The sequence below is a fragment of the Frankia sp. CcMO1 genome, from assembly GCF_977945845.1.
This window is the reverse complement of the sequence record NZ_CDWTMG010000057.1, coordinates 11780-22264: the sequence shown is the minus strand read 5'-3', so window position 1 is coordinate 22264 and position 10485 is coordinate 11780. Positions and strand designations below refer to the sequence as shown.

Below are 10485 nucleotides of genomic sequence, written 5' to 3'. Positions count from 1 at the left end.
GAAGACAAGCCTAGAGACAGCCCAGGCGTCGGAGACCCACCGAAAGAACGAGACGCCGCTCCCCCCAATGGCGGAGGCGGGTTCCGTGCTCGGCGCTGCGGAGGCGTCCGGGTTCGTTGCTGTCTCGTTCGATCGTGCGGGTGCGCTGCGGGCACCGCCGGACGCGGGCAATGATCAGCTTTCCGCGCCGTCGCGGGGCTCGCCGCGACGGCCCGCCGAGGTGAAAAGCGCTGTGGCACAGGGGTTTGTGCACCCAACCAGCACTAATGTGAACCTGAGTCTGCAGGTCAACGGCCCGACCGTGTCTGTTGGACCTGCCCACGCGAAAATCCGCCGGGCGGGCTACGCCGGGAACCGGAACGCTGGGCGCTCCTGAGCCACGGTGGCGCGTCCAGGCTCGGAATCGCTCGGAAGTAGTGGTCTTCAGAGTTTGCTTCTAAGTTGGAAGGTCGGTCCTCTCGGTCTCGGTGTGCGCCCCAGGATGCGTGGGCGGTGCGTGTACGACCTGCCAGCGTTGCCGGGTCGGCTACGGAGAGCGGTAGTAGCGTCGCTTCGGGTCCCGTGGACCGGCGCCGAGTTCACGGACGAGTCCGCGGTCGACCAGTTTGATGAGCCTGGTCCTCGTCACGCGGGTGGACAACTCGATCGCGTTGGCGATTTCGCTGGTGAGTGCGCCGCCGGTCGGGATGGCCGCGAGGATTGCGCGGTCCCTGTCGTCCAGGGTCGGTGATTGGACGCGCTGGGTCCACAGCGTGACGCGGAACCGGGTGCCGATCCCTTCGAGGTCTGGCGGTGGGAGCCCTGCGTCGAGGCAGGCTGATCGAGACCCGTGTCCTCGTCACGGCGGGTAAGCGTAGCTACCAGACGGCGGTCAGCCTGCTCCGCGACCTGCGCGAGGCCCACCTCACCCTCGGTGACGCCGCCGGGTTCAGCACCTACGTCGGCCAACTGCGCACCGAACACAGACGTAGACCCACCTTTCATCGCCCACCTCGACGCGGCCGGTCTTTGACCGCACCCTTCGGCCCGCGCCATGGACGCCTGATCGGCAGCGGCCTGGGTGTGGAACCCAGCAAGAATCGAACCCAAAGCGGCAGGTCGACGGGCTGCACTCCCCGGCCCTGTTCGGGTATCCGCCCCTACATGAGCACTCAAGGTGCAGGTCATGGCGCATGTCGATCTTAAACGGCGAGGTTGAGTGCGCCCGGCAGGGATCGAACCTGCGACCTGGTGCTTAGAAGGCACTCGCTCTATCCACTGAGCTACGGGCGCGCTTGCAGGGGATGGGCCCACCGGGAAGCTACAACAGGGTAGCAAGGTTCGACCAGGCATCGAACACATGGGCACCGTCTCCTGGGAAGGTCGAGCTCCGGGGAAGGCCGAGGTACGACGCTGAGGGGACGTAATGAAGTAACAAATACGTGATCGAGAGCATCATCGCAGGTCACAGGCCTGTGGAGGGTTCGAAACGCGCAAGTTATTTCATTTCGACTCCTGAGGCGTCCGCGGCAGGCGGGCAAACGGGAGGCGTCGCGGACCGGCGTGGGGTCCGAGCGTCGGCGTGCCGGTGCGCGCACGTCCGGGGATGCGTGGCCTGTGGGTGAACCCTCGTTATCCACAGACGACCAACCGAGGGTTTCCGAAGCCGCCGTGACGGCTCACTGTGGGAGAGGCCGTTCGCGGCCAGCCCGGCGGATCCGTCCCTGACCCGAGGAGCACGCCATGCTCGAGACGACCATCACGCTTGTCGGCAACCTGGTCGACGATCCGGATCATCGGATGGCGGCCAACGGTGCGTCGATATGCACCTTCCGCCTCGCGTCGACGCCCCGCCGGTTCGATCGTTCCGAGAGCCGCTGGGTCGACGGAACCACGCTGTTCCTGCGGGTCTCCTGCTGGCGCCAGCTCGCGGACAACGTCGCTGCCAGCCTCGTCCGGGGTGATCGTGCGCTCGTCTACGGCCGGCTGCGGCAGCGGTCGTTCGAGACGGGCGAAGGGGAACGGCGGGTTACCTACGAGATCGACGCGGATGCGGTCGGAACCGAGCTCACCTGGCATGCGGCTCGCTCGGAGCGACTTGCCCGTCGCCCGGGCTCCGCCCCCGCGGGGGCGGCGGCCGCGACGGGTGTTCCCAGTGATCCGTCCGCTCTGGTGGGATCCGAGCACGGCGCTCTGGCCGGCTTCCCGGTCGCTGGTGCGGATGCGGATGCGGCCGGAGCGGCATCTGCCGCGACGGCCATGGCGTCGATGGTCGCGGGACCGCCGGCGGATGCCGGGCGGCTCCAGGGCGCGGGTGTGGCGCCCGGCGAACCGCGCCCGTCCGCGGTGACGGTCGACGATTCACCCTGGCAGTCGTTTCCCTCCTCCTCCCATGACCTCTCCTGATCGTCCAGCCGTCGATGGCGGGGACCTGGAGGGCGAGTCGGACCGACCTGCGTCCGGCGCGGCCAAGGGCGCTGGGTACCGTGCCGTGGATGAGCAGCCGGCACGAGATGGGGCCGACGGGGCCTGTCTCCGCCGAACCCGGGACAGAGCCGCAGGCGCCCTTCGACGTCATCGATGCGCAGGTTGTCGTGAGTCCCGGCTTGGAGAGCGGCCTTGCGCACGCGACACCCGGATCGGTGGTCGTCGCCGCGCCCAGGGGTGATGCCGAGCCCCGGAACGACACGCCGCGGTCCCGGCCGGACGGCGAACAACCGCCGGCCGGGCCGCCGGCTTCCGACGACGCTCACGGTCGGCGGGCTCCCGTCCAGCGGCTGCGCGTTCGTCTCGCGAGCATCTCGGGGCCCGCCCGGTACGTGATGGTGCTCGCCGTCCTGAGCGCGGCGGTCGCCGTCGTCCTCCGGCACACCGTGTTCCCGTTCCTGTCGGTCAATAACGACGAGGGCATCTACCTCCTGCATGCCAGGACCCTCGCCGAGGGCCGCCTGTTCCCGCCCGCCCCGGACCCGGCGCCGTCCTACCTGCCATGGCTGGGAACCGTTGTCGGCGATCACTACGTGTTGAAGTACACGCCCTTCGTACCCGCGATCTTCGCGATCGGCATCGTGCTGACGGGAAGCATCGATCCGGCGCTTGCGATGATCGTCATGGCGGCGGTCGTCGTCACCTACCTACTGGGCGCCGAGCTGTCCGGCAGCCGGCGGACCGCGGCGTTGGCGGCGACCCTGCTCGCCTTCTCCCCGCTGGTGATCCTCCAGAGCGCGATGGTGCTGAGCTACCTGCCGACCCTGGTGCTGCTGCAGGTGACCGTCCTGGGAGTGCTGCGGGGACGGCGCCGCCGACGGGCGGCACCGGTGGTCGTCGCGGGCCTCGCCCTCGGCGTGGCGGCGGCGGTGCGGCCGTACGACGTCGTCCTGCTCCTGGCTCCGCTCGCGATCTGGCTGGTCTTGACCTCCACGGGCGGGCGCTGGTGGCTGTGCCGGTGGCTGCTTTGCGGGCTCGCCGCGCCCATGGTGCTCGTCCTGCTCAGCAACGCCGCCGCCACCGGTGACCCGTTGCGGCTGCCGTTCGCGCTCCTCGAATCCGACGACAAGATCGGCTTCGGGTTGCGCAAGCTGTATCCCGGCGACGGCAGGCACGACTTCGGCCTAGTCGAAGGGCTGCAGTCGGTTGGCGACCACCTGTGGTTGTTCGGCGGCTGGGCCTGCGGGGGAGTAGTGCTGGCCGGCTGTGCGATCGTCGTGGCGGCTCGGCGGCAGCTGTCCGCACCCGCCGCGGTCCTGGGTGCGGGTGGGCTGCTCTTCCTGGGCGGATACGTCGGCTTCTGGGGCGCGTGGAACGCGGCCGAGTTGTGGGGCGGCATCCGCTACGTCGGCCCCTTCTACCTGGTCCCGGTGCTCATCCCGCTCGTCCACCTCGGCGCGGAGGGCCTGGTCAGGGCCGGCGAAGCCGTCTTCGCCCGCGGGCACCGCTTCGGGCTCACCGCCGTCGCGGGGACCGGCGCCGCCATCCTGGCGCTCACGGCCGTCGTCCTGGTCGGGGCGGTGCGCGCCAACCTCACGCTCACCGGGCACGACCGTGACCTCAGCGCGATGCTGGATCGGCTGCCGGGCGACCCGCTCGTGTTCGTCGCGGTGAACCCGCCGTTTCTCGGGCATCCCACTCCGGTGACCGCGAACGGGCCGAAGCTCGACGGTCCCGTCCTGTTCGCCGTGTCGCGGGGGGTCGACGATCTCATCGTGGCCGCTGACCACGCGGACCGCCCGGCCTACCTGCTCCGCCTGGCATCGGCCTACGGCCGCTCACCCGCCTCGCCTTCCACCGCGCGGGTCGAACGGCTGGCGGTCAGGAGCGGCAGGTGGGTGGCGGTGACCCTGCGAGTGGATGCCGCGCCCGCGGGCGCCCGTTCCGCCCGCGTCGTGCTCACCGAGGGTGCCCGCCGCCTGTCGATTCCGGTCCATCCGCGGATCCCCACCTCGATGATCCTCACCGTCGACGCGGACGGCCTCGATATCACCGACGTCACCAGTATCACCAACATCGCCGGCGGCACGGACAGCCCCGGCGGCACCACGACGGACCGCAACGACTCCGGCCGGTCCCCGGTGCATTCCGGATCCCTCGGCCGTCCGTCGGCGAGCACCGTGCGGGACGGCCGGGGCACCTCCATCACCGTGGCCTACTACGCGACGAGCCCTTCCGGACGGGAACATTTCCTTGATCATCAGGTGCTGCCCGTGCGGCTGGCCGCACGGGACGGTTCCCGGTCGGACAGCTCCCGGTCGGACGGTTCCCGGCCGGCTGCCGGCCCGCCGGTCACCGTACTCGGATCCCTGGGGGAGGTCGATGAGGTCGGCGAGGGGCGTCGGCCGCCGCTGCGCATCATCATCGATGATCGTCGAGGCTGACCTGCCCGCCCGGGTAACCTGCCTGCCCCGGCGCCCCGATCCCCCGGTGAGCGGTCGGCCCGGTGAGCGGTCGGCCCGGTGATCGGTCGATGCGGCAGATGGGAGGAAGCATGTACGTTCCGTCGAGGACGTCAGTCCCCGGCTCGTAGATCCGTAGGACGGGCCGGAAATCACCGACTGCCGCGGGCAGCCAGTTGGCAAGCGGCCCGCCGTCCTCCGGGGGATCGCTCTGGAGCAGGATGCGCACCGAGCCGTCCGGACCGCGGCGCAGATCGCGGTCGCCGCTCCGCAGGGAATACCGGTGCAGGGGATTCTCGACGAGGTAGTACTCGGGCGCGTCGTACATTGTCAGCGACCAGAACGCGGCCTGCGGCGGCGGCACCAGCTCCAGCAGGTACCGGTGGGCCCCGCTCAGCTGACGGCCGTCCGTGTCGATAGCACGGCTCGCCTGGATCTCCTCGTAGCCGTGCGTCGCGCCCCGCGGCAGCCGGGCGGCCATCGCCCGGGCGAGACGGGCCTGTGCCCGATCGCTTATCCGCCAGGCCGGATCGTCGATCGTGCCTGGTCCGAGTCGGTCCAGGTTGAAGTCGAGGGCATGCGGGGTGCTCACCCAGCCGTTCGTCAGCGCCCGGCCGGCGTGCGCCACCCGTTCGAGCTCGTCGCGGCCGGCGCGCAGCCCGGTGCGCAGGGACCAGGCGAGGCCCGGGTTGGGGTCGATGTACGGCGAAGGATCGTTGAGGATCCCGAGCGAGGTGAAGTGGCGGGCGTACTCGGCCTCGGCCCGCGACGGAGGATAGGCGCGCAGCCAGATGCGCAGCTCCTCCCAGAACCGGAGGTCGTCACAGACCCTCTTCGAGTGCTCCGGCGGTCCCTCCGCGCGGCGGGCCTCGGGATCCAGCGGGCTCAGGTCCAGTTCCTCCTGCAGCCGGGACACCGCCGCGATGTCCGCCGGGCCGTCGAAGCCAAACCGGTTGATCAGCGTCAGCAGCCGGGTCGGCGCCTTGATGCGGGCCAGCGACGCGGGCGCGCTGCCCGTCCAGCCCGGCGGGACGAGCAGATAGCGCCCACCCCGTCCGCCGGTGGTTCGCCGTCCCACGTAGGCGAAGTTGTTCCGCCAGGCGTCCATGAAGATCATCACGCTGTAACGATCCGGCGTGTCGGGGATCCGCAGGACCAGCGGACCCGGCGTGAGGTCGACCTCGGCCACCGAGCACAGGGCGTCGTTGTCGACGCTGACGAAGCAGGACAGTGGCGCGGGCGGTTCCGTCTCGTGAGCGAAGGCGTTGTACCCGGCGGGCCGGATCGGCCCGATTCCCTCAGCCGCCGTCCGTACGCTCAGCCGGACATTGCTGACCAGGGGATATCCGAAGATGAACGCCTCGGCCGCCAGCCCGAGCCGATGGTCACTCGCGAGCATGCCGTCCTCCCCGCGCTCGTCATCTCCGTTTCAGTGGTCGCCCTCATGCAGTGGTCGCCCCCATGCAGCGGTCGCCCCCACAGTCCGTGCCCTTCTTTGTGGTGTGGTACCCACCGGTCCCCGGCGTCGGCCGACGGGCCACCGATCACCGCTGTGAGGAACGCGGGCGCGATGCCCTAGGGTTGATGGCATGGCGCAGTACGTCTTCCAGATGCGCAAAGCGCGCAAGGCCCATGGCGACAAGGTCATCCTCGATGACGTGACCCTGTCGTTCCTCCCCGGAGCCAAGATCGGGGTAGTCGGCCCGAACGGCGCGGGGAAGTCGTCCCTGCTCAAGATCATGGCCGGTCTCGATCAGCCGAGTAACGGCGAGGCGACCCTGAGCCCCGGCTACACGGTCGGCATGCTCGCCCAGGAACCCTCGCTGGACGAGACCAAGGACGTCCGCGGCAACGTCGAGGACGGCGTGCGCGAGATCCGCCGGGTGCTCGCCCGCTACGAGGAGATCAACGAGAAGATGTCCGCGCCCGACGCGGACTTCGACTCCCTCCTCGCCAAGCAGGCCGAGCTCATCGACAAGATCGAGGCCGCGAACGCCTGGGAGCTCGACAGCCAGCTCGACCAGGCCATGGACGCGCTGCGGCTGCCGCCCGGCGATGCCGACGTCACCCTGCTCTCCGGCGGTGAGCGCCGCCGGGTCGCGCTGTGCAAGCTCCTGCTCGAGGCTCCCGACCTACTCCTGCTCGACGAGCCGACCAACCATCTCGACGCCGAGAGCGTCGCCTGGCTGGAGCAGCACCTCGCCCGCTATGCGGGCGCCGTGCTGGCCGTCACCCACGACCGGTACTTCCTGGACAACGTCGCCGGCTGGATCCTCGAGCTCGACCGGGGCCGTGCCCTGCCCTACGAGGGCAACTACACCACCTACCTGGAGAACAAGGCGGCCCGGCTGAAGGTCGAAGGCCAGAAGGACGCCAAGCGGCGCCGGGTACTCGCCCAGGAACTCGAGTGGGTCCGGTCCAACCCGAAGGCCCGCCAGACCAAGAGCAAGTCGCGCCTCGCCCGCTACGAGGAGCTGGCCGCCGAGGCGGACCGGGCGCGCCCGCGCGACTTCGAGGACATCCAGATCCCGCCGGGCCCCCGGCTCGGCAACCAGGTTATCGAGGCCAAGGGGCTCACCAAGGGCTTCGATGACCGGCTCCTCATCGACAACCTGTCGTTCACCCTGCCGCGCGGCGGCATCATCGGCGTGATCGGCCCCAACGGCATCGGTAAGACGACCTTGTTCAAGATGTTGACCGGGCAGGAGGCGCCGGACGCCGGGGAGCTCGTCATCGGCGACACCGTCGACATCGCCTATGTCGACCAGACCCGCTCGGGCCTGGACCCGAAGAAGAACGTCTGGCAGGTCGTCTCCGACGGCCTCGACCACATCGTCGTCGGCAAGGTCGACTTCCCGAGCCGGGCGTACGTGTCGTCGTTCGGGTTCAAGGGGCCCGACCAGCAGAAGCCCGTCGGTGTGTTGTCCGGCGGGGAGCGTAACCGGCTGAATCTCGCGCTCACCCTCAAGCGTGGCGGCAACGTCCTGCTTCTCGACGAGCCCACCAACGACCTCGACGTGGAGACGCTGCGCTCCCTGGAGGACGCGCTGCTGGAGTTCGCCGGCTGCGCCGTGGTCATCTCCCACGACCGCTGGTTCCTCGACCGGGTCGCCACCCACATCCTGGCCTGGGAGGGAACCGACGAGGACCCGGCGCGCTGGTTCTGGTTCGAGGGGAACTTCGCCGACTACGAGACCAACAAGATCGATCGTTTCGGGCAGGAGGCGGCCCGCCCGCACCGCGTCACCTACCGCAAGCTCACCCGGGACTGAGAGCGCACCCGGGCCGGCCGCCCGGCCGGTGCCCGCGGGCACCGAGCGGTCAGTCGGGGCGGTTCTGCAGCGAGTTCGCCGCCATCGACAGGTAGCCCCAGAGCTGCCTGTCGAGATCGGGCGGCAGGTCCAGGGAGTCGACCGCGGCCCGCATGATCTTCAGCCAGGCGTCCCGCTGCGCCGGGCCGATCGCGAACGGGCCGTGCCGCCTCCGCAGCCGAGGATGCCCGCGCTGCTCCTGGTAGTCGGTCGGGCCACCCCAGTACTGGATGAGGAACATGCGCAGGCGCTCCTCAGCGCCGGTCAGATCCTCTTCCGGGTAGAGCGGGCGCAGTACCGGATCGTTTGCCACACCCTGGTAGAACCGCGCGACCAGCTTCCGGAACGTCGGTTCGCCGCCGGCGGCGTCGTAGAAGGAGCTGACCGGGAGAGTGCGCGGAGGAGACTGGCTCACTCGTCCATTCTGCGGCACGCGGTGCGGCCCGATCCGGGCGACGGGTGTTCTCAGCCGTCGCGGGGCGCGATCCACGCCGTCGTGTCGGGGGGCAGCGTCAGGGTCGCGCCGTCGTACCCCACCGGTCCGCTGGCGAGCACCAGCCGTCCGGGCAGTGGAACCGCCACCTCCCCCTCGGTCGTCATCACGCAGGTCATATTGGCCGGCCCCACCGAGGTGGGCGGGGCCGGGGGCACCGACGAGCCTGCCGGCGCGGGGCGGTCGAAGGCCAGGCATCCGGCCGGGGCGTCGTCCCGCCAGCGCAGGTCGTCGCCACGCAGGTGGGGGAGGGCACGGCGCAGGGCGAGCGCGCTGCGCACGAGCAGCCAGGTCGACATCGGGTCGGCCGCCTGCGCGAGGACCGCGAGGTCCGCCCAGTCGGCGGGTTGCGGCAACCACGGGTCGGCGCCGGCCGAGGTGAATCCGTAAGGGGGCGTGTCCCCCGACCACGGCAGGGGGATCCGGGCGCCGTCCCGGCCCGGCGACGTGCCCCCGGACCGCGTCCAGATCGGGTCGCGACGGGCGGCCGGCGGCACCTCGGCCTGCGGCAGCGCCAGCTCGTCGCCCTGGTACAGCACCGCGGTGCCGGGCAGTGCGAGCAGCGTGAGCAGGGCGGCGCGCGCGCCGCGGGTCCCCGTGGGACCGCCGCCGTAACGGGTCGCCGGACGCACCACGTCGTGGTTGGCGAGCACCCAGGTGCCCGGCGCGCCGACCGCCGTCAGCGCGGCGCGTTCGGCATCGATGGCGGCCCGCCAGGCCGCCGCCGACCAGGGGATGCTCAGCAGGGAGAACGAGAACGTCAGGTGCAGCTCGTCCGGTCGCACGTAGCGGGCGAGCCGGGCCGGGTCGCGCACCCAGGTCTCCCCGATCAGGACCCTGGGACGCCCGTCGCGGGCGGTGTACTCGTCGGTGATCGCGCGCCACTCGCGGTAGATTTCGTGCACCCCGTCCTGGTCCCAGACCCGGGGCTCGTGCTCCTCGCGGAACCCGCTGTCCGGAGCCAACAGGGCGCCGGGCGGGTTGTCCCGTAGCTCGGTGTCCTTCACCAGCCCGTGGGTCACGTCGATCCGGAACCCGTCGACCCCCCGATCGAGCCAGAACCGCAGCGTCGCGGCATGGTCCGCGCGGACGGCGGGATGATCCCAGTTCCAGTCGGGCTGCTCGGCGTCGAACAGGTGCAGGTACCACTGGCCGTCCGCCACCCGCGTCCAGGCCGATCCACTGAACACCGATTCCCAGTTGTTCGGAGGCTGCTCGCCGCTGGAGCCTCGGCCGTCGCGGAAGATGTAGAGCTCCCGCTCGGGACTGCCCGGCGCGGACGCGAGCGCCGCCTGGAACGCCGGGTGCGCCGAGCTCGAGTGGTTCGGCACGAGATCGATCAGCACGGCGAGTCCGGCCTCGGCGGCGTCGGCGAGCACGGCGTCGAGGTCCGCGAGGTCACCGAAGAGCGGATCCACGCCGCGATGGTCGGCGACGTCGTACCCGTGGTCGGCCATGGGGGACGAGTAGAAGGGTGTGATCCAGATCGCGTCGACGCCGAGTTCGGCCAGCACGGGCAGGTGCCGCCGCAGCCCCTCCAGATCGCCGACCCCGTCACCATCGGAATCGGCGAAACTGCGAAGGTACACCTCGTACAGCACGGCCCGGCGCCACCACGTCCCGTCCCGGCCGGGCGACCGCACCCGGCCGTCGGCGCCATTCGGGCGATCCAGCTCCCCGGCGTCGCCGGCTCCTGGGCTGTTGTCCTTGTTGTCCCCAGCGCCCTCGGCGTTCTCGTTCCCCTCGGCGTTCTCGCTGCCCGCGTGGTCCTTGCCCGCGTCGCTCCGGTTGCCGTGCTGGACACTAGGGGGAC

At 70.6% G+C, this 10485-nt stretch carries 6 protein-coding genes and 1 tRNA gene; 3 read left to right on the top strand and 4 right to left on the bottom strand.

The features are described from left to right. Positions 1-1199: 1199 nt before the first annotated feature. Positions 1200-1272 (bottom strand) — tRNA-Arg (locus AC08OU_RS09890). Positions 1273-1722: 450 nt separating this feature from the next. Between AC08OU_RS09890 and AC08OU_RS09885 the strand changes: the two genes are divergently transcribed. Both AC08OU_RS09885 and AC08OU_RS09880 read left to right on the top strand, forming a co-directional pair. Next, positions 1723-2385, top strand: a complete 663-nt coding sequence (locus tag AC08OU_RS09885; RefSeq protein ID WP_476600869.1) for a single-stranded DNA-binding protein — start codon at positions 1723-1725, stop codon at positions 2383-2385. Between the two features lie 89 nt (positions 2386-2474). Then, the gene (locus AC08OU_RS09880) at positions 2475-4850 is read left to right on the top strand and encodes a DUF7846 domain-containing protein (protein ID WP_476600868.1); all 2376 of its coding nucleotides are present in this window, start codon (positions 2475-2477) and stop codon (positions 4848-4850) included. Here the strand turns inward: AC08OU_RS09880 and AC08OU_RS09875 are convergent. Further along, positions 4828-6267: a DUF1254 domain-containing protein gene (locus tag AC08OU_RS09875; RefSeq protein WP_476600866.1), complete on the bottom strand. Its 1440-nt coding sequence runs from the start codon at positions 6265-6267 to the stop codon at positions 4828-4830. The two genes, AC08OU_RS09880 and AC08OU_RS09875, sit on opposite strands and share 23 nt — an antisense overlap. Before the next feature lie 190 nt (positions 6268-6457). Here AC08OU_RS09875 and ettA point away from each other — a divergent pair, with 190 nt between their 5' ends. Continuing rightward, positions 6458-8140, top strand: a complete 1683-nt coding sequence (gene ettA / locus AC08OU_RS09870) for an energy-dependent translational throttle protein EttA (RefSeq protein ID WP_476600864.1) — start codon at positions 6458-6460, stop codon at positions 8138-8140. 49 nt (positions 8141-8189) lie between these two features. Here ettA and AC08OU_RS09865 read toward each other — a convergent pair whose 3' ends face one another. Together AC08OU_RS09865 and AC08OU_RS09860 are read right to left on the bottom strand one after the other, a co-directional pair. Next, a complete protein-coding gene (locus tag AC08OU_RS09865; RefSeq protein ID WP_476595532.1) occupies positions 8190-8612 on the bottom strand; it encodes a globin in 423 nt (140 codons plus the stop codon). Positions 8613-8644: 32 nt separating this feature from the next. Beyond that, the coding region (locus AC08OU_RS09860) for a glycoside hydrolase family 13 protein (protein ID WP_476604721.1) at positions 8645-10485 on the bottom strand (1841 nt) is incomplete at its 5' end.